This window comes from Pseudomonas sp. FW305-3-2-15-C-LB1 (genome assembly GCF_058787615.1).
This window is the reverse complement of record NZ_JBYSZX010000001.1, coordinates 517,202-536,208: the sequence shown is the minus strand read 5'-3', so window position 1 is coordinate 536,208 and position 19,007 is coordinate 517,202. Positions and strand designations below refer to the sequence as shown.

The 19,007-nt window shown below is 61.8% G+C and carries 19 protein-coding genes; 9 read left to right on the top strand and 10 right to left on the bottom strand.

Going from position 1 to position 19,007, the window contains the following annotated elements; translation table 11 throughout:
• Positions 1-72: 72 nt before the first annotated feature.
• The 7 genes from AC3WP7_RS02435 (at position 73) to AC3WP7_RS02405 (ending at position 7,144) form a co-directional block, all read left to right on the top strand.
• Entirely contained in the window at positions 73-999 is a 927-nt protein-coding gene (locus tag AC3WP7_RS02435) for a glutamate/aspartate ABC transporter substrate-binding protein (RefSeq protein ID WP_058423787.1), read from the top strand.
• A gap of 193 nt (positions 1,000-1,192) precedes the next feature.
• Positions 1,193-1,939: an amino acid ABC transporter permease gene (locus AC3WP7_RS02430; RefSeq protein ID WP_071488705.1), complete on the top strand. Its 747-nt coding sequence runs from the start codon at positions 1,193-1,195 to the stop codon at positions 1,937-1,939.
• Positions 1,939-2,610, top strand: coding sequence for an amino acid ABC transporter permease (locus AC3WP7_RS02425; RefSeq protein WP_071488704.1), 672 nt, complete (start codon positions 1,939-1,941; stop codon positions 2,608-2,610). Before AC3WP7_RS02430 ends, AC3WP7_RS02425 begins: the two co-directional genes overlap by 1 nt.
• Positions 2,607-3,341, top strand: coding sequence for an amino acid ABC transporter ATP-binding protein (locus AC3WP7_RS02420; protein WP_071488703.1), 735 nt, complete (start codon positions 2,607-2,609; stop codon positions 3,339-3,341). The genes AC3WP7_RS02425 and AC3WP7_RS02420 overlap by 4 nt, the downstream gene beginning before the upstream one ends.
• A gap of 217 nt (positions 3,342-3,558) precedes the next feature.
• The gene (aauS, locus tag AC3WP7_RS02415) at positions 3,559-5,460 is read left to right on the top strand and encodes a two-component sensor histidine kinase AauS (protein WP_071488702.1); all 1,902 of its coding nucleotides are present in this window, start codon (positions 3,559-3,561) and stop codon (positions 5,458-5,460) included.
• Positions 5,457-6,806 (top strand): two-component response regulator AauR, encoded by a 1,350-nt coding sequence (gene aauR, locus AC3WP7_RS02410; RefSeq protein WP_071488701.1) that lies wholly within the window; start codon positions 5,457-5,459, stop codon positions 6,804-6,806. The genes aauS and aauR overlap by 4 nt, the downstream gene beginning before the upstream one ends.
• Entirely contained in the window at positions 6,806-7,144 is a 339-nt protein-coding gene (locus AC3WP7_RS02405; RefSeq protein ID WP_071488700.1) for a GlpM family protein, read from the top strand. The genes aauR and AC3WP7_RS02405 overlap by 1 nt, the downstream gene beginning before the upstream one ends.
• A 123-nt stretch (positions 7,145-7,267) precedes the next feature.
• On the opposite strand, the gene AC3WP7_RS02400 is transcribed toward AC3WP7_RS02405, so the two are convergent.
• The 6 genes from AC3WP7_RS02400 to AC3WP7_RS02375 are packed head-to-tail and all read right to left on the bottom strand — an operon-like array spanning position 7,268 to position 14,543.
• Positions 7,268-8,665 carry a sigma-54-dependent transcriptional regulator gene (locus tag AC3WP7_RS02400; protein ID WP_093119450.1) on the bottom strand — a complete coding sequence of 466 codons (1,398 nt, stop codon included), beginning with the start codon at positions 8,663-8,665 and terminating at the stop codon, positions 7,268-7,270.
• Positions 8,655-10,424 (bottom strand): sensor histidine kinase, encoded by a 1,770-nt coding sequence (locus AC3WP7_RS02395; protein ID WP_102591708.1) that lies wholly within the window; start codon positions 10,422-10,424, stop codon positions 8,655-8,657. Before AC3WP7_RS02395 ends, AC3WP7_RS02400 begins: the two co-directional genes overlap by 11 nt.
• A complete protein-coding gene (locus AC3WP7_RS02390) occupies positions 10,424-11,548 on the bottom strand; it encodes a GNAT family N-acetyltransferase (protein WP_093119453.1) in 1,125 nt (374 codons plus the stop codon). The genes AC3WP7_RS02395 and AC3WP7_RS02390 overlap by 1 nt, the downstream gene beginning before the upstream one ends.
• Positions 11,549-11,561: 13 nt before the next feature.
• The gene (locus AC3WP7_RS02385; RefSeq protein ID WP_093119456.1) at positions 11,562-12,461 is read right to left on the bottom strand and encodes an alpha/beta hydrolase; all 900 of its coding nucleotides are present in this window, start codon (positions 12,459-12,461) and stop codon (positions 11,562-11,564) included.
• Positions 12,458-13,852 (bottom strand): aspartate aminotransferase family protein, encoded by a 1,395-nt coding sequence (locus AC3WP7_RS02380; RefSeq protein WP_071488695.1) that lies wholly within the window; start codon positions 13,850-13,852, stop codon positions 12,458-12,460. The genes AC3WP7_RS02385 and AC3WP7_RS02380 overlap by 4 nt, the downstream gene beginning before the upstream one ends.
• Entirely contained in the window at positions 13,845-14,543 is a 699-nt protein-coding gene (locus tag AC3WP7_RS02375; RefSeq protein ID WP_071488694.1) for an MtnX-like HAD-IB family phosphatase, read from the bottom strand. Before AC3WP7_RS02375 ends, AC3WP7_RS02380 begins: the two co-directional genes overlap by 8 nt.
• A 226-nt stretch (positions 14,544-14,769) precedes the next feature.
• On the opposite strand from AC3WP7_RS02375, the gene AC3WP7_RS02370 reads away from it, so the two are divergent.
• Together AC3WP7_RS02370 and AC3WP7_RS02365 are read left to right on the top strand one after the other, a co-directional pair.
• Positions 14,770-15,540 (top strand): MipA/OmpV family protein, encoded by a 771-nt coding sequence (locus AC3WP7_RS02370; RefSeq protein WP_092241040.1) that lies wholly within the window; start codon positions 14,770-14,772, stop codon positions 15,538-15,540.
• Between the two features lie 55 nt (positions 15,541-15,595).
• Complete coding sequence (locus AC3WP7_RS02365) at positions 15,596-16,462, top strand: fatty acid desaturase family protein (RefSeq protein WP_092241038.1); 867 nt, start codon at positions 15,596-15,598, stop codon at positions 16,460-16,462.
• Positions 16,463-16,466: 4 nt separating this feature from the next.
• Here the strand turns inward: AC3WP7_RS02365 and AC3WP7_RS02360 are convergent, their stop codons facing one another.
• From AC3WP7_RS02360 to AC3WP7_RS02345, 4 genes are all read right to left on the bottom strand, one after another.
• The gene (locus AC3WP7_RS02360; protein WP_058423798.1) at positions 16,467-16,871 is read right to left on the bottom strand and encodes a DMT family transporter; all 405 of its coding nucleotides are present in this window, start codon (positions 16,869-16,871) and stop codon (positions 16,467-16,469) included.
• Positions 16,868-17,248: a DMT family transporter gene (locus tag AC3WP7_RS02355; RefSeq protein ID WP_016977488.1), complete on the bottom strand. Its 381-nt coding sequence runs from the start codon at positions 17,246-17,248 to the stop codon at positions 16,868-16,870. Before AC3WP7_RS02355 ends, AC3WP7_RS02360 begins: the two co-directional genes overlap by 4 nt.
• Positions 17,245-18,165, bottom strand: a complete 921-nt coding sequence (locus AC3WP7_RS02350) for an arginase family protein (RefSeq protein ID WP_102591709.1) — start codon at positions 18,163-18,165, stop codon at positions 17,245-17,247. Before AC3WP7_RS02350 ends, AC3WP7_RS02355 begins: the two co-directional genes overlap by 4 nt.
• A gap of 185 nt (positions 18,166-18,350) precedes the next feature.
• Positions 18,351-19,004, bottom strand: a complete 654-nt coding sequence (locus AC3WP7_RS02345; protein ID WP_092241034.1) for a DsbA family oxidoreductase — start codon at positions 19,002-19,004, stop codon at positions 18,351-18,353.
• Positions 19,005-19,007: the final 3 nt, after the last annotated feature.

Here is a 19,007-nt window from a genome sequence, read left to right as displayed (position 1 = left end):
TCACGGGCATTCGCTGTACAAGAGAGCCGTCTAGCCGGCTTCATAAAAAAAACAAATGTCGAGGAAGTATTGATGCGCATCGTTCCCCATATCCTGGGCGCAGCTATCGCTGCTGCTCTGATCAGCACTCCAGTTTTCGCCGCCGAACTCACCGGCACACTGAAGAAAATCAACGACTCCGGCACCATCACCCTCGCTCACCGCGACAGCTCCATTCCGTTTTCCTACATCGCGGATGGCTCGGGCAAACCTGTGGGCTACTCCCACGACATTCAGCTGGCTATCGTTGAAGCCCTGAAAAAAGACCTGAACAAACCCGACCTGAAGGCCAAGTACAACCTGGTCACTTCGCAAACCCGTATTCCGCTGATCCAGAACGGCACCGCGGACCTCGAGTGCGGTTCCACCACCAACAACGCCGAACGCGCCCAACAAGTTGATTTCACCGTCAACATCTTCGAAATCGGCACCCGTCTGCTGGTCAAGAAAGACAAGGATGGCAAGCCGAGCTACGCCGACTTCGCCGACCTGAAAGGCAAGAACGTCGTGACCACCGCTGGCACCACGTCCGAGCGCATCATCAAGGCGATGAACGCCGACAAGCAGATGGGCATGAACGTCATCTCCGCCAAAGACCACGGCGAATCCTTCCAGATGCTGGAAAGCGGCCGCGCCGTAGCGTTCATGATGGACGACGCCCTGCTGGCCGGTGAAGAAGCCAAGGCCAAGAAGCCGGACGACTGGGTCATTACCGGTACTCCACAGTCCTTTGAGGCCTACGCCTGCATGGTTCGCAAAGGCGACCCGGACTTCAAGAAGGCTGTAGATGACGCCATCGTTGCCCTGTACAAATCCGGCGAAATCAACAAGATCTACAGCAAATGGTTCGAGAGCCCGATCCCACCAAAAGGCCTGAACCTGAACTTCCCGATGAGCGACAAGGTGAAGGAGCTGATCGCCAACCCAAGCGACAAACCAGCCCCTGACGTAAAAATCTGATACCTGACTAAGCTTATCTCCTGAGGGAGCCAACCTCCCTCAGGCGTCTGTTACTACCTGCTGGCTTTATTGTGGAACACTCGACCTGGCGGTTTTCGAGCCGATCGCGTGTGCCTGGCGTTCATCGCCAGGCGGGAAAGGATCTTCCCCAAGCGGGTGCTTGTACATCGATCGATCTCGAGGGGAGACCCTAATGAATTACAACTGGGACTGGGGCGTGTTCTTCAAGTCCACTGGCGTGGGCAGCGAGACTTATCTCGACTGGTACATCGCCGGCTTGGGCTGGACCATCGCCATCGCTGTCGTGGCATGGATTATCGCCTTGCTGCTGGGGTCCATTCTGGGCGTCATGCGCACCGTGCCAAACCGCATCGTAGCGGGCATCGCGACCTGCTACGTGGAACTGTTTCGTAACGTGCCGCTGCTGGTTCAGCTGTTCATCTGGTACTTCCTGGTACCCGACATGCTGCCGCAGAACCTGCAGGACTGGTACAAACAGGACCTCAACCCGACCACCTCGGCCTACCTGAGCGTTGTCGTGTGCCTGGGCCTGTTCACCGCCGCCCGTGTGTGCGAGCAAGTGCGTACCGGCATCCAGGCGCTGCCACGCGGCCAGGAATCCGCTGCACGCGCCATGGGCTTCAAGCTGCCGCAGATCTACTGGAACGTGCTGCTGCCCCAGGCCTACCGGATCATCATTCCGCCGCTTACCTCGGAATTCCTCAACGTCTTCAAGAACTCCTCCGTGGCGTCCCTGATCGGCCTGATGGAACTGCTGGCGCAAACCAAGCAGACCGCCGAGTTCTCGGCCAACCTGTTTGAAGCCTTCACCCTGGCCACGCTGATCTACTTCACCCTGAACATGAGCCTGATGTTGCTGATGCGCGTGGTCGAAAAGAAAGTCGCAGTGCCCGGCCTGATCTCCGTGGGGGGTAAATAATGGACTTCGATTTCAGCGGCATCATCCCCGCCATCCCGGGCCTGTGGAACGGCATGGTCATGACCCTGCAGTTGATGGTCATGGGCGTGGTCGGCGGTATCGCGCTGGGTACGGTCCTGGCGCTGATGCGCCTGTCGTCCAGCAAACTGCTGTCGCGCGTTGCCGGCGCTTATGTGAACTACTTCCGCTCGATCCCGCTGCTGCTGGTGATCACCTGGTTCTACCTGGCGGTGCCGTTCGTATTGCGCTGGATCACCGGCGAAGACACCCCGATCGGCGCATTCACCTCCTGCGTCGTGGCGTTCATGATGTTCGAAGCCGCGTACTTCTGTGAAATCGTGCGGGCCGGCGTGCAGTCGATCCCCAAGGGCCAGATGGCGGCTGCACAGGCCATGGGCATGACCTACGGCCAGACGATGCGCCTGATCATCCTGCCCCAGGCGTTCCGCAAGATGACCCCGTTGCTGCTGCAACAGTCGATCATCCTGTTCCAGGACACCTCGCTGGTCTACACCGTGGGCCTGGTGGATTTCCTCAACTCCGCCCGTTCCAACGGCGACATCATCGGCCGCTCCAATGAGTTCCTGGTTTTCGCCGGTGTCGTCTACTTCATCATCAGCTTTTCCGCCTCGCTGCTGGTCAAGCGTCTGCAAAAAAGGTTTGCCGTATGATCTCTATCAAGAACATCAACAAGTGGTATGGCGACTTCCAGGTGCTGACCGATTGCAGCACCGAGGTTAAAAAAGGCGAAGTGATCGTGGTGTGCGGGCCGTCCGGCTCGGGTAAATCCACCCTGATCAAGTGCGTCAACGCGCTGGAACCGTTCCAGAAGGGCGACATCGTGGTCGACGGCACGTCCATCGCCGACCCGAAGACCAACCTGCCGCAGCTGCGCTCGCGCGTCGGCATGGTGTTCCAGCACTTCGAACTGTTCCCGCACCTGACCATCACCGAAAACCTGACCATCGCGCAGATCAAGGTGCTGGGCCGCAGCAAGGAAGAAGCCACCAAGAAAGGCCTGCAACTGCTTGAGCGCGTCGGCCTGTCGGCACATGCGCACAAGCACCCGGGCCAGCTCTCCGGCGGCCAGCAACAACGTGTGGCGATTGCCCGCGCCCTGGCCATGGACCCGATCGTCATGCTGTTCGACGAACCGACCTCGGCGCTGGACCCGGAAATGGTCAACGAAGTGCTCGACGTGATGGTGCAACTGGCCCAGGAAGGCATGACCATGATGTGCGTGACCCACGAAATGGGCTTCGCCCGCAAAGTGGCCGATCGCGTGATCTTCATGGACGCCGGCAAGATCATCGAAGACTGCCCGAAAGAAGAGTTCTTCGGCGACATCAGCGCCCGCTCCGAACGCGCGCAGCACTTCCTCGAGAAAATCCTGCAGCACTAAGAAGCAACTCGCTGCTCTGTCTGTGAAGACGGGCTTGTTGTGGCGAGCGGGCTTGCCCCGCGTCGGGCTGCGCAGCAGCCCCGGTACTGAAAAATGCCGTGTATCAGGCATCTCTCAGTACCTGATTTTGGGGCTGCTGCGCAGCCCGACGCGGGGCAAGCCCGCTCGCCACAGAATAAGCACCATCAGCACAACTGGTTGACCCAAGGCATCTGTGATGAAATGCGACCCCAACCAATTTCGCGCCGCACCGCCATCACTTGCCGTGAAACCACGCCTGATCCGCCAACTGTTCCTGCCGCCACTGATCATCGCCCTGATGATCGGCCTGGGTTTCATCGGCTTCTGGGTCAGTGAGTACTACGGCATCCGCACCCTCAGCGACACCGGCGAACGCCAGTTGGAGTTGCATGCCCGCACCGTCGAAAGCGAGCTGAGCAAATACACCTACCTGCCCAGCCTGCTGGAACTGGAGTCCAGCGTCTCCACGCTGCTGGCCGACCCGAACCAGGAAACCCGCAAGACCGTCAACGATTACCTCGAAGGCCTGAACCGACGCAGTCGCAGTCGGGCCATCTACGTGATGGACACCACCGGCCGCGTGCTGGCCACCAGTAACTGGCGCGATGCCGACAGTTACCAGGGTGAAGACCTGTCCTTCCGCGCCTATTTCCAGAACGCCGTGCGGGGCCAGCCAGGTCGCTTCTACGGCATCGGCAGCACCAACGGCGAACCCGGCTACTACCTGGCCCACGGCCTGGAAGAGCATGGCAAGATCATCGGCGTCGCGGTGGTCAAGGTACGCCTCGAAGCCCTCGAAGAGCGCTGGCAACGCGCACGCCTCGAAGCGTTCGTGAGCGACGAAAACGGCATCATCATCCTCTCCAGTGACCCAGCCCGGCGCCTCAAGGCCGTGCGCCCGCTGAGCGATGACACCAAGGACCGCCTGGCCCACAGCCTGCAATATTACTGGGCGACGCTGAACGAGCTGGAGCCCCTGGCCCGCGAGCGCCTCAACGAAGGTACCGAAAAGCTGACCTTCCCGGCCAACAGCGAAGTGGTCAACGACGCCCACGAAGTCAGCTACCTGGCGCAGACCCGTCCGCTCAACGACACGCCGTGGAATTTCACCCTGCTCACTCCGCTCAACGACCTGCGCCGCGCCGCAATCAACCAGGGCATCCTGGTGGCCGTTGCGTTTGGCCTGGTGGCGTTTTTGCTGATTGCCTGGAACGAGCGACGCAAAGTCATCGCCACCCGCCTCGCCGCACGGGAAGCCTTGCAGGAAGCCAACAGCCAGTTGGAACGACGGATCGCCGAGCGCACCGCCGACCTGCGCGCCAGCAACGAACGGCTCAAGGGCCAGATCCGCGAACGGCGCCAGGCCGAAGAAACCCTGCGCCGTGCCCAGGATGAACTGGTGCAGGCCGGCAAACTGGCGGCCATCGGCCAGATGTCCACCAGCATCGCCCACGAATTGAATCAACCACTGGCCGCGCTGCGGACCCTGTCCGGCAACACCGTGCGCTTCCTGGAGCGCGGCGCCCTGGATACCGCCAGCGCCAACCTCAAGACCATCAATGAACTGATCGACCGCATGGGCCGTATCACGGCCAGCCTGCGCTCCTTCGCCCGTCGCGGAGACGACCAGGGCGAAGCCAGCCTGGCCAAAGCGGTAGACGCCGCGTTCCAGGTGCTCGGCGCACGCCTGGACAGCCTGCCACTGACCCTGCACCGCGACTTTTCCCACGCCCAATTGCAAATCGACCAGACGCGCCTGGAACAGATCCTGGTCAACCTGATCGGCAATGCCCTCGACGCCATGCAAGCCCAACCGGCGCCGCAATTGTGGCTGGAGGGCAGCAGCAGCGAGGGCAAATACCGCCTGCAAGTGCGCGACAATGGCCACGGCATCGATCCCGAGGCGCGCAAGCATTTGTTCGAACCGTTCTTCACCACCAAGCCCGGCGAGCAAGGCCTGGGCCTGGGCCTGACGCTGTCCGCCAGCCTCGCGGCGGCCACCGGCGGCAACCTCGCCGTGGAACACCCGGCCAGTGGTGGAACGGCCTTTGTCTTGTGCCTGCCGCTGGCGGGCACTCAACAAGCTGAGTCGACATGAATACAAACGCTACCGCCGTTAAAGAAGACCTCACCGTGCTGATCGTCGAAGACGACCCCCACGTGTTGCTCGGCTGCCAGCAAGCCCTGGCCCTGGAAGATATTCCCAGCGTCGGCGTGGGCAGTGCCGAAGAAGCCTTGAAGCGCATCGGCGAAAACTTCGCCGGCATCGTGATCAGCGATATCCGTTTGCCGGGCATCGACGGCCTGGAGCTGCTCACCCGCCTCAAGGCCCTGGATAAAAGCCTGCCGGTGGTGCTGATTACCGGGCACGGCGATATTTCCATGGCGGTCGGCGCGATGCGCAACGGCGCCTATGACTTCATGGAGAAACCCTTCTCCCCCGAACGGCTGGTCGACGTCGCCCGGCGCGCCCTGGAGCAGCGCGGGCTGGCGCGGGAAGTGTGGTCGCTGCGTCGGCAATTGGCCGAGCGCGATTCGCTGGAAGGCCGCATCATCGGCCGTTCGCCGGCCATGCAGAACCTGCGCGAACTGATCGCCAACGTCGCCGACACCTCGGCCAACGTACTGATCGAAGGCGAGACCGGCACCGGCAAGGAACTGGTCGCGCGCTGCCTGCATGATTTCAGCCGGCGTCACGCCCACCAGTTCGTCGCCCTCAATTGCGGCGGCCTGCCGGAGAACCTCTTCGAAAGCGAGATTTTCGGCCACGAAGCCAACGCCTTCACCGGTGCCGGCAAGCGCCGCATCGGCAAGATCGAACACGCCCACGAAGGCACGCTGTTCCTCGATGAAGTGGAAAGCATGCCGATCAACCTGCAGATCAAGTTGCTGCGGGTATTGCAGGAACGCACTCTGGAACGCCTGGGGTCGAACCAGAGTGTCGCAGTGGATTGCCGGGTGATCGCCGCCACCAAGTCCGACCTCGACGAACTGAGCCGCGCCAACCAGTTCCGCAGCGACCTGTACTACCGCCTTAACGTGGTGACCCTGGAACTGCCGCCCCTGCGCGAGCGTCGCGAAGACATCCTGCAACTGTTCGAACACTTCCTGCAGCAGTCATCCCTGCGTTTCGACCGCACTGCGCCGGAGCTGGACAACCAGACCCTGTCGAGCCTGATGAGCCACGACTGGCCGGGCAACGTGCGCGAATTGCGCAACGTCGCCGAACGCTTCGCCCTCGGCCTGCCCGCCTTCAAGAAAAGCGGCGCCAGCAGCGGCGGCCAGGGGCTGGCCTTTACCGAGGCAGTGGAGGCCTTCGAACGCAACCTGCTCAACGATGCACTGCAACGCAGCGGCGGCAACCTGACCCAGGCCAGCCAGGAACTGGGGATGGCCAAGACCACGCTGTTCGACAAGGTCAAGAAGTACGGGTTGAGCCACTGATGGACTTGCTATTGAAGGCCGCCCTTGGCGCGGCAGTAGTGCTGATTCTGGCGGCGCTGGCCAAGACCAAAAACTATTACATCGCAGGGCTGGTGCCGCTGTTTCCGACCTTTGCGTTGATCGCCCACTACATCGTCGGCAAAGGGCGCTCGGTAGACGACTTGAAGACCACGATCCTGTTCGGGATGTGGTCGATCATTCCGTATTTTGTGTACCTGGCGACCTTGTATGTGATGGTCGATCGGATGCGGCTGGAAGCGTCACTGGCCGTGGCTGCCGTGGCGTGGTTGATGGCCGCGACGGTGTTGGTGAGCATCTGGGTACGCGTCCACACCTGACCCAACACGGTCAAAACTGTGGGAGGGGGCTTGCCCCCGATGGCGGTGCATCAGAGACAGAAAAGCTGTCTGACCCACTGCAATCGGGGGCAAGCCCCCTCCCACATTTTTATCCCGGTTGAGTCAGCGGACGATCTTGTCGACCTGAATACCCAGCTTCTTCAGGCGATACCAGAAGCTGCGCTCGGAAATACCGATCTTCGCCGCCGCTGCGGCCTGCACCCCGTTGCTCTCCTGCAACGCTGCCAGAATATAGGCCTTCTCCACCTCTGCCAGCGCCGCATCCAGGTCCTGGGGAATGCCCGGCCCATCGCTGAGGATCGCCGTCACACCGCCCTCGCTCGGTTTGGATGCAAACAGGTAACCCGGCAGGTCGATATCCTCGATTACCGGTGAGGCCGCCACGATGGTCGCGCGCTCCACGCAGTTCTGCAGTTCACGGATATTGCCCGGCCAGTGATACGCCGCCATGGCCTGCAAGGCTTCCGGGCTGAAGCCAGTGATACGTTTGCCGGCGGTGGCACTCAGGGTGTGGGCGAAGTGGCGGGCCAACGGCGCGATGTCTTCCACTCGCTCGCGCAAGGCCGGCAATGGGATCGGGAACACGTTGAGGCGGTAATACAGGTCTTCGCGAAACTCTTTGTTGGCCACCGCGTCCAGCAAATTCTTGTTGGTGGCGGCAATCACCCGCACGTCCACCTTGCGCTCGCGCGGGTCGCCCACCGGTTCGATCACCCGCTCCTGCAATGCACGCAGGATCTTCGCCTGCAACGCCAACGGCATGTCGCCCACTTCGTCGAGAAACAACGTGCCCTTGTCGGCCTGCTGGAAGCGCCCTACCCGGTCGGCCACGGCGCCGGTAAACGCGCCTTTGCGATGGCCGAACATTTCGCTTTCCAGCAGCCCTTCCGGGATCGCCGCACAGTTGACCGCCACGAACGGCTGGTCGGCACGGCTGCCGTGTTTGTGGATGGCGCGGGCGACCATTTCCTTGCCGGTGCCGCTTTCGCCGGTGAGCAGGATGGTGGCGCTGCTGTCGCGCACCGAGTCCACCGCCTGCAGCACTTTGCGAAACGCCGGGCTGTCGCCGACCAGGCTGTCGAACTGTGCATGCTCGTCCAGTTCGGCGCGCAGGCGCGCGTTGTCGCGCATGATGTCGCGAAACTGCAGGGCCTTGGCCACGGTGATGTCCAGCTCGTCGATATCGAACGGCTTGGCGATGTAGTCGTAGGCACCATTGCGCATCGACTGCACGGCGTTTTTCACGGTGCTGTAGGCAGTCATCACGATCACCGGCACGTGGGGGTAACGCACCTTGATCTCGGCCAGCAGCGCCGGCCCGTCCATGCCTGGCATGCGCCAATCGCTGATCACCAGGTCGATGTCTTCCTGCTCCAGCACCTTGAGCGCGTGCAGGCCGTTGCCGGCGATGAACACCTGCACGTTGTTCTGGCTCAGGGCCGACGCCAGCAGGTCGCAGAGCTTGGGTTCGTCGTCGACTACCAGAATGTTATGCGTCATGACTGTCCTCGTCGTCTTCGCCCATCGCCGGAATGTACAGGCTGAACGTGGCGCCGGCATCTTTTTCACTGGCGCATTCGATGCTGCCGTCGTGACTTTCCATGATCGAATAGACTTTGGCCAGGCCCAGCCCGGTGCCCGAGGCCTTGGTGGTGACGAACGGGGTAAAGATACGTTCGATCATGTCCGCCGGAATGCCCTGGCCGGTGTCGGCGATGCTGATCACTGTGTTGTCGTCCACCGAGCGAATGCCCAACGTCAGCCGCCCGCCTTCGGGCATCGCGTCGACGGCATTGAGAATCAGGTTGAGACACGCCTGCTTGAGCTGCTTGGCGTCGGCATAGATGGTCGCTCCCGGCGCCTGGTCATCGACATGCGCATCGATCGCATGGGTGGCCAGTTCCGGCGCGCAAAAGCCGAGGATCTCGTCCACCAGCGCGCGCGCCGGTTGCAACACGCGCAGTGGCGGGTTGGGCTTGGCGAAGTCGAGGAACTCGGTGATCAGGTCGTTGATGCGGCTGACCTCACTGACCACGTATTCCAGGTGACGCTTGTCGGTTTCCGGCAGATCGGCACGCCGATGCAACAGTTGCGTGGCTGTCTTGATGATGCCCAGCGGGTTGCGGATCTCGTGGGCCAGGCCCATGGCGACTTCGCCCAGGGCGTGCAGGCGATCGCGTCGGCGCAACTGGGCCTCGAGGTAATGCAACTCGCCCAGGCGCTCGGTCATATGGTTGAAGGTGCTGCTCAACTGCGCCAGCTCATCGCCGCCGCTGACCGGCACACGGTGTTCGTAGTGACCCGAAATCACCGCGTCCACACCTTGGGACAGGTCGCGCAGCGGTTTGGTCAGGCGCCGCGACACCAGCACCCCGGCCGCCAGCGACAAGGCCGAGCTAAGCAGGAAGATCAGCACGAACAGGTTGCTCTGGTTGACCAGCCCGACCAGGCTGGTGTGGCGCAGCAGACCGCTGAAAATCACACCCTGCAAATCCCCCGCATCATTGAAGATCGGCCAGTACAGCCCGCTGTAGTTGTTGGTGAACTGCTCGCTGGGCTGGCGGGTGCTGCGCATCGCCGCTTCGACGCTCTTGGGGATGCGCGAGGGGTGATCCACGAAGCGCTGGGTCGAGAAGATCTCGGAAAAACCGTCGGGGTTGGCCAGGTACAGGCGCAGGTCGAGGGAATGCACATCGGCCACGCTGGTGAGGAAACTGCTGTCCAGGTAGGTGGCGACCAGCAACAGGTAGTCGACACCGTCACGGCTGGTTTCGAAGGTCGACACCACCAGGCCGGTATTCACCCCGGCCACCTGCACGGTCTGCAACACCGCGTTGCTGGTCAGGTTGATCTGTTTGACGATGTCATCGGAGGCGGTGCTGAATTCGACCTTGTGGTCGCTGGCGCGAATCAGCGCCACCACGTCGATGTCGGTAGCGTCGGCAATGTCGGCGGTCAGGCGGTCGTGCTTGGCGGCTTGCCGGCTTGACGGCGGGCTGATGTAGCGCAGGAACAATTTGGCCATGCGCGCGTTGTCGTGAAGGATGTCGCCGATTTCGTCCTTGACGATCTTGGTCGACTCCTGCAGCCAGATGCGCACATTGCTGTCGAAGATCTGCGACAGCGTGGTCGCGGCCAGCTCGGCCGCGATCATGGTAGGAATCACGCTGACCAACCAGAACGCCAGCACCAGCTTGCGCTGGACGCTCCAGCGCGAAATGGCAAAGGGGCGGGCTTTCTGGCGGGTCTTGGTGATCATCAGGTTTCGCTTATCGCAGCAGCCATGGCAGGGTCGGAACGGTCCGGTCGAATAAACAGTTTTACAAGCTTGAGCAGGCCGTTGACCAGCCGGTTGCGGTGACGGAAAAACACACTGTTGCCCTGGAACTCGCAGCCCAGGCGCAGCTTACTGGCATACCCGGCCTGGCCGCACTCATACACGGCAATATTGTGTTGAATACAGTAGTCGACATTGGTCAGCCAGCTGCGGAAGTACAGGTTGTAGTCGCGGGTGAACGCCACGTCATGCCCGAAAAACTTGTCCACCAGCCGGTGTTGGTCGACCAGCACCAGGTTGAACGCCACCAGTTGCTCGTCCACCCAGTAAAGAACACAGACCGCGCGCTCATCCAGGCGTTCGAGCACACCGGTGAAGTAACCGGAGGGCAGCCGTTCGAACTGCAACTCGGCACGCGTGAGCGTGGCCTCGTACAAGCGCATCACCTCGGGCAGCACGTCGTCGATATTGCGCCGCCACTCCACCCGCGGCCCCGGCGCACGCAGCTTGCGGCGCAGGTCCTTGCGCGTGGATTTGCCCAGCGAACCCAGGTAGGCATCCACCGAGCCGTACGGCAGCGGCAACACACCAGTGGGCAAGCTCGGCATGCTCTGGAAGCCTGCCGCGCGGCAGCTCTGGAGCCAATGCGGGTCCTTGCTCGGCGCATCCTTGACCGCCACCAGGCCGATGCCGAAGTCATCGGCATCCTGGCGGGCGGCGCCCAGCAGGTGCTTGAGCAACAGCGGACGCTGGGCGTCCGGCACGCTGCTGGCGAAACCCACGTCGCAGCGTTCGGCCACCGGCGATCCGAGGGCATACAGCCCCAGCTGCAAAAGCCCCGGCCACAATCGCTCGACACGTTCGGTCAAGCGCTTGCCGGCGCCCGACACCGTGGTGTCGAGGCGATAATGCGTGATGAACGCGGCCGCCACGGCCACCAGCGTTCCATCTTGATAAACCGCGAGATAACGCCACTGGAAATCATCAATGGCGGCGTTTTCCACGGCGACGTAATAGTCCCAGTCCTCCAGGGCACCCGGGAAACAGTCGTTCCAGGCACTGCGCTGGATAGCCCGGATGGTCGGGAAGGCTTGGGCGGTGATCACATCGTGTCCTTTGTCAGAGTCTATGGCCGAGAGTGGGCTTGCTGTATCGAGTGGGCTCGCCACAAAGTGAACTGGCGCCCATGGCGGAGGTGTGTTGTTCGATGAAATCGGCGCTCAACTCGATCACCCGGCGGTATTGCAGGTCGACGGTGATCATGTGGTAGCAGTTGTCCAGCAGGATCTTGGTCACCGGCCCGCCGAGGTGGCGTTCCACGTAATCGGCGTTCCAGCGGCTGGTGATGTCGTCCTCGATGGAGTGCAATACCAGCGCCGGTACGTTGATCGACGGCATGCGTTTCTTGACCACGGCGTTCATCCAGTGCAATTCACGCACCGTCACGCCCTCCATCGTCAACAGGCCCGCCTCGCTGCTTTCGCCTTCCTTCATCTGCCGTTCAACGATGGCGCGCAGGCGTTCATTCTTGATGCCGTAGGGCGGCTTCTCGGTAAAGCGGAACAGGCGCACGCCGAACGGGATACGGATGAGCAACGGCGTGATAAACGCCATTTTGTTGATGCTCCACCCGTCGTACTTGAGCGTGGTGGAATACATCAGCAAACCGGCCACCTGGCCCGGATGCTCCGACGCCAGGTACATCGACATCACGGCGCCCATCGACAAGCCGCCGACAAACACCTGCGCGTGGCGTTGCTTCACGCCCACGAAGGTCTTGCGCACGCCTTCGTACCAGTCCATCCAGCCCGTGGCCTGCAGGTCGCTGTTGTCACCGCAGTGCCCGGCCAGGGTGGGCACGTACACCGTGCAATTGCCCACCTTGGCCAGGCCCTTGGCGACCTGGCGCAACTCCGTCGGGGTGCCGGTCAGGCCGTGGATCAACAGGATCCCGACCGGACCGTCACCGAGAACGAAACCGGCATCACCTTCACCGAGGTCGATCCCGACGCTGTTCACCGGTTGGTCGCCCGCACCAGCAGTTGCTCGAGCAGCTTCAGGCCCAGCTCGATTTCCGGGTAGCTGATTTCCAGGGACGGTGCCAGGGTGATCACGTTCTTGTAGTAGCCGCCCACATCGAGGATCAGCCCGAGTTTCTGGCCGTCCACCACCATGTCGCCCTTCATGCCTTCTTCGACCATGTAGTCCAGGGTCGCCTTGTCCGGTGTAAAACCATCCGGGGCGCAGATTTCGCAGCGCAGCGCCAGGCCCAGGCCGTCGACATCGCCAATGATCGGGAAACGTTTCTGCAGGTCCTGCAGGCCTTCGAGGAAGAACTTGCCCTTGGCCATGACCATCGCGCCGTAGTCGATCTCGTTGGTCATCTTGAACATTTCCAGGCCTACCGCCGTGCCCAACGGGTTGGAGGCGAAGGTGGAGTGGGTCGAACCTGGCGGGAAGATCTTCGGGTTGATCAACTCTTCACGGGCCCAGATGCCGCCCAGTGGGTTGAGGCCGTTGGTCAGCGCCTTGCCGAACACGATCACATCCGGCTGCACGTCAAAGTGTTCGATCGACCACAGTTTGCCGGTGCGGTAAAAGCCCATCTGGATCTCGTCGGAGACCATCAGGATGCCGTGTTGATCCAGCACGTGCTTCAACTCGCGGTAGAAGTTCATCGGCGGGATCACGTAGCCGCCGGTGCCCTGGATCGGCTCGACGTAGAACGCGGCGTATTCGCTGGAGCCGACTTTCGGGTCCCACACCCCGTTGTATTCAGTCTCGAACAGGCGGGCGAATTGCTGCACGCAGTGGCTGCCGTATTCTTCCTTGGTCATGCCTTTGGGGCCACGGAAGTGGTACGGGAACGGGATGAACTGCGCGCGCTCGCCGAAGTGGCCGTAGCGGCGACGGTAGCGGTAGCTGGAGGTGATCGACGAAGCACCCAGGGTGCGCCCGTGGTAGCCGCCCTCGAAGGCGAACATCAGGCTCTTGCCGTTGGTGGCGTTACGCACCACTTTCAGGGAGTCTTCGATGGACTGCGAACCGCCGACGTTGAAGTGCACGCGACCGTCGAGGCCGAATTTCTTCTTGGCGTCGACCGCGATCATTTCCGACAGCTCGATCTTGCCCTTGTGCAGGTACTGGCTGGCGATTTGCGGCAGCGTGTCGATCTGCTGTTTCAACGCGTTGTTCAGGCGCGGGTTGGCGTAGCCGAAGTTGACCGCCGAGTACCACATTTGCAGGTCGAGATAGGCCTGGTCTTCGGTGTCCCACACGTAGGAGCCTTCGCAACGGCTGAAAATACGCGGCGGCTCGATGTAGTGAACGGTGTCGCCGTAGGAGCAATACTTGGCTTCTTTGTCCAGAAGGATCTGGTCTTCGGCGGTAGCGATACGGATATCAGACATGATGGAAGAGTTCCTGGTTGTCAGCAGTAAAGGTGGTGGCGTTGGCGGCGATGCCCTGAGGCAGCAGGGCCAGCAATGCAGGCAGTTCGGCAAAGGTGTCGAAGCGTGCGTGAGGAATGTCGTTGGCTTCGCAGTACTTGGCGAGGCTGCCCTTGGCGAACACGAAGTCGGCGGTGGAGGCCACGCACATATCGGACTTGCCGTCGCCGATCACCAGCACGCGCTTGTTGCGTGGGGTGGACTTGCACTTGCAGTTGCCGGAAGCGGCACGGCAGGCGTCGCTGGCATACGGGAAATCGATGCGCCAGCTGTTCTGGTCGACCTGGCGCAGGCGGTTGGCAAGGATCGGCAGCAAGGTCACGTAGTTGCGCGACAGGATGCGGGCAATGCCCTGCTCGATGCCGTCGCTGACCACTTCGATGGTCGCACCCAGTCCCATGACGTGGTCGACGAAGTCGGGGAAGTCCGGGTCGATCTCGACGCTGTCGAAGTACGCCAGCAGCTCGGAAGGTGTGGCCTTGATCAGCGCCAGTTGGCGGCTCAGGCATTCGCGTGAACCGATATGCCCATCCAGCCATTCCTGTTCGATGGTTTCCCACTCGGGGCCGGCGAAGCGTTGGAGGACGTTGTCGATGACATCGGTGGGGGTAATGGTCCCGTCGAAGTCACACACGATATGCCACTGGATCATCGTTGTTTACCTTGGAGGAGCGCGCTGTGTGCGCTTGCACCAGAGGTAGAGCAGGGACTGTGCCAACTGGCCACCACCCAGCAGGGCTGGGCCCCTGGCGCGTATCGAGGGCGGAATGTGTCGTCGAAGCTACAATTTTTGTAGCTTGCTACAAACAAGATGAGTGCTTGCGTGAAGCGGGCCCTTCGCGCGTTCATGCGCACGTAATCAATCAAGGAACCTGACCATGTACAGGATCACATGCGCTGCATTCGCCGGTTTGCTTGGCCTTTGGAGCTTTTCAAACGCTGCCCTGGCCGAAGGCATCACCGGTGAAGTGGGCGCAGGCATCAGTTATCAACCCCATGACCCCACCGCCAGCCGCTACGAAGTCCGCCCCGTGCCCTACCTGGACCTGGATTGGGGCAGCGTCAGCCTGGGCACCGATGACGGCTTGACCTGGAGCGCGCTCAACACCCACGGCTTTACCGCCGGCCCCTATATCAACTACCTGTCGGGGCGCACGTCCAATGGCGATCTGCAAGGCCTGCGCAATGTGTCGGACATGGCCGAGGTGGGTGGCTTCGTCCAGTACGCCCCGGCTGATTTCTGGCGGGTCTACGCGCAAGTGGGGCAAGCCGTGGGCGGTGGGCATTCGCAGAGTGGCGCCCTCGGCAAACTGGGCGGCGAACTGGGCTACCCGCTGGGCGGTGGGATCATCGGCAGCAGCGGGCTGGTCGCGCATTTTGCCGATGCACGCCAGACCAACACGTTTTTTGGCGTGGATGACAACGAAGCCGCTTCCACCGGCTTTCGTCCCTACAACGCCAGCGGTGGCTTCCAGAACCTGACACTGACCCAGAGTTTCGAATTTCCCCTGGCTGCCAACTGGTCCTTGCTGACCAGCGCCAGCTGGATTCACTTGGTGGGATCGGCCGCCAACAGCAGCATCGTCAAAGAGACCGGCGATGTGAACCAGGGCCAGGTGCAGACGGCCATCAGCTACAAGTTCGATTAGGTTGGTCTGGGGTTTGCAACAAGGTGCTGGAATCCACTTTTCCAGGACACTCTTCATGGCTCGCCCCGCTTACCGCCTGCTCCATCACTCGCTCTGGGACCTGGTGCCCATCGCCCTGGGCCTGGCGCATTTCGCGTTTGTCGTCTGGCTGGTTGCCGCCTTCCATCACCTGAGCTGGTGGGCCCTGGTGCCGCTGGCGCTGCTTTACGCAGTCAGCCTGTCGTGGAGCATCAACAGCATCTCCCACAACCAGATCCACAACGCCTACTTCACCCATCGCGCCATGAACCGGGCCTTCGACCTGCTGCTGTCGGTGACCATCGGTTTCTCCCAGACGCTCTATCGCGACATCCACAACCGCCACCACCGTGGCAACGCCGACCTGCCGGGGCCGGATGGCAAGACCATCGACCCGCTGTCGATCTACCAGCGTGGCCACAACGGCCAGCCGGAAAACCCGTGGGCCTATACCTTCCTGAGTTTTTTCCGCGACGACCCCAAGCCGTTCTATGACGAGATGAAGCGCAAACGCCCGGCCGATGCGCGCTGGGTCAAGGTCGAGATCGGCGTGACCGTGGCGTTCTACATCGCGCTGGCGTTCTACAACTGGCAGGCGGTGCTGTGGCTGTTGCCGTTCTGGTACCTGGGCCAGTGCCTGTCATCGCTCAATGGCTACTACGAGCATTTCGGCGGCAACCCGGACCTGCCAATCGCCTGGGGCGTGAGTTCCTACAGCGTGTTGTACAACCTGATCTGGATGAACAACGGCTACCACGCCGAGCATCACTACCGGCCGAAGATGCACTGGACCCAGGTGAAGGCGTTTCATCGGGAGATTGCCGGGCAGCAGCGGGAGGCAGGGGTCAAAACACTTCCGGTGTCCCATGGTCTAGGGTTTTTGGTGGCACACCGCAAACCCTAGGCACTCAGTTTTCTTCGCCCTCTGCCAGGAGGGCGATACCACCGATAATCACCGCCACCCCCACCCAGTGCAGCGGGCTGATATGTTCCCCCAGCCCCAGCCACGAACCCAGCAACACCACCACGAACACCAGTGAACTCAGCGGAAACGCCAGGGACAGGCTGCTGCGCCGCAGGATCAGCATCCACACGAAAAACGCGCCGATGTAGCTGGCAATCGCCGCCAGGATTCCAGGGTTGCGCACCACCTCACCCAGCCACTGCCAGTTGAAATCCATCTGCCCCAACTGGTCGCCAGCGACTTTGGTAAACAGCTGGCCGGCGCTTTCCGTGCAGATCAGCAAGGCCCACAGCACCACCGTGCCCAAACGCCCATGCAACCATCCCGTATTCATCGTTTGCGTACTCATGCCTGACTCCCTGCAATCGCCACCAACATCACACCCAAGGTAATCACCAGCGTACCGAGCCAACGGCGCCGGCTGACGGTTTCGCCCAGCACCACCTTGCCCGCCAGCACCACCCCGCAATACGCCAGCGCGGCCGCCGGAAACAGCAGGCTCAATGGCGCACGCGAGAGGGCTTCGAGCCACACGAAAAATTCGACGGCATAGGCGCCGATCCCCGCCCACAGCAACGGCGCATTGAACACCTGGCCCCAGAACGCATTCAGGCGAAAACCGCCGTCCAACTCCGGCAAACGGTCCAGGCCGATCTTGAAACACAGCTGGCCGATCACATCGAGCACGATGGAAAACGCCACCAGCAACACCACGGTCAAGGTCACGGGAACAGCTCCTCAAACAGGTCAATCAGGGCTTCATTGGTCGCGGCATTGCGCTGCAAGTCCTCGGCACTCCAGCGTTCGGGCGGCGGCTGGTCGGACTTGGCTTCCCAACGCTTGAAGGCATTGCTGAACGCCGGCGTGGCGAACTCGCCGCACACGTCGATGCCGATGATGCGCTTGCGCGCCGCCAACGCCCGCAAGGCTTGCAGCAGGTGGGTCAGGCGCATGCCGCCCTGATCCCAATTGGTGGCGGCGTCTTCGCTGGCGAGTACGTCTTTGTCGAGGGTGATCCAGATTGCCTCGGTGGGCAGGCTGTCGATCATCTGCTCAAGGAACGCCGCCCAGTCCAGCTCGGCCAGGTTGCGCCAATGCAGGTGGTTTTCCCGCTGCTGGTGGCCAGCGCCGTCCCCTACCCGCCCCCAGACTTTGGAGGGCGCATGCTGCCAGGGAAACAGCTGCAATTGCCCGCGTTTGAGGGCACCGAGGTTGCCGCCGCGCAGTTGCGGGTTGTGCAGGTCGTCGCTGCACGGGCCGAGGGTGACGATGCGTTTGATCGCCGGCATTTTCAGCGCGCGATTGACCCACGAACCACAGTGACGCTTGGGCGCAAAGCGCACCCAGTCGGGGTGGTTGTCGAAGTGGATCAGGCTGATGGGCTCTTTCAAATCAGCCAGGAATGCCGGCGTGAGGTGGTGATAATCGCCGGAGCCGACAAACAGGATTTCCGGCCGTGCGTCGGAAGGCCGGGGCCGTTGGGCCAGGCGTTCGGCGAAGCGCTTCCAGGTTTTTTCGGTGGACCACAGGCGCAGCTTGGGGCCCAGGTCCAGCAGGTCGATACGATGGGCGCGCCCACTGGCCAGGCGCCGTGCAATCGGTGCCTGGCCGGTGAGGCTGTGGTCGAGGTCAAGAATGTTCAAGGCAGTGTCCCCTAAGGCTTTAAGGGGTCAATGCAAGGGACGGGCCAGCACCTGTCTCAAGACCAATGGAGAACAATGTGGGAGGGGGCTTGCCCCCGATAGCAGAGTGTCAGTCAACACATGTCTTAACTGAACCACCGCTATCGGGGGCAAGCCCCCTCCCACATTTTGACCTGCGTTCGGCTTTAGCTTTTTGCTTCGCTGATGATCTGCCGGATCGCCCCCACAAAGGCTTCAGCCGGCTGGCCACCGCTCACGGCGTACTGGTCGTTGAACACGATGGTCGGCACCGAGGTCACGCCACGGGAGATCCACAGTTGTTCCTGTTCGCGGACTTCGGCGGCGTACTCGTCGCTGGCCAGAATCTCGGCCGCACGCTGGATATCCAGCCCGACGCTCTCGGCAATGATCGCCAGCGTCGCGTGGTCGGACGGGTCCTGCCGGTCGGTGAAATACGCCTTGAACAACGCTTCCTTGAGGTTGTATTGCAAGCCCTCCAGCCCGGCCCAATGCAACAGGCGGTGCGCGTCGAAGGTGTTGTAGATGCGGCTCTGGCCGTCAGTGCGGAAGGCGAAGCCCAACCCGGCGCCCATGTCGCGGATGCGCTCGCGGTTAGCCTGGGATTGCTCGGCGGTGGAGCCATATTTCTCGGTGATGTGCTCGACGATGTTCTGCCCTTCGGCAGGCATGTTCGGGTTCAGTTCGAACGGCTGGAAGTGGATCTCGGCTTGCACATCGGCGCCAAGCTGGTCGAGGGCTTCGGTCAGGCCGCGCAGGCCGATGATGCACCAGGGGCAGGACACATCGCTGACGAAATCGATTTTCAGGGGAGTACTCATGGC